A 408-nucleotide genomic window follows, 5' to 3' on the forward strand; every position below is an offset into this window, starting at 1 on the left:
TGTCGCCGGCGCAGCTCACGCAGCTGACCGCACTCGGAGCCCGGCTCGAATACCAGATGCTCTACCGCTTCACGAAGGCCGCCACGGACGCCCAGATCAGCGCCGATCGTGCCGCGGTCGCCGCCGCGGTGCCACCGGGATCGATGACCGCGGCGGCGTCGTATCTGACGATCAAACTGGCCGCGGACAGGACGTCGGCGACGTTCGTGCCGTTCGTGGTCGCCTTCGGTGTGCTCGGTCTGTTCATGTCGGTCCTGATCATCGGGATCGTGGTCAGCGGCGCGGTCGGCGCCGCCACCCGGCGGATCGGCATCCTGAAGTCCCTGGGCTTCACTCCGGGCCAGGTCGTGCGTGCCTATATCGGCCAGGCACTGATCCCCACGACGGTCGGTGCCGCGCTGGGCGTCG

1 protein-coding gene is annotated in these 408 nt (G+C 69.1%); it reads left to right on the forward strand.

All coding sequences use genetic code 11. The annotated features are described in order from the left end of the window. Window positions 1-408, forward strand: a 408-nt coding sequence (locus tag O3W51_RS47320) for an FtsX-like permease family protein (protein ID WP_331284169.1), incomplete at both ends; no start/stop codon positions are given.

It is taken from the genome of Streptomyces sp. H39-C1 (assembly GCF_027158125.1).
GTDB lineage: Bacteria > Actinomycetota > Actinomycetes > Streptomycetales > Streptomycetaceae > Actinacidiphila > Actinacidiphila fildesensis.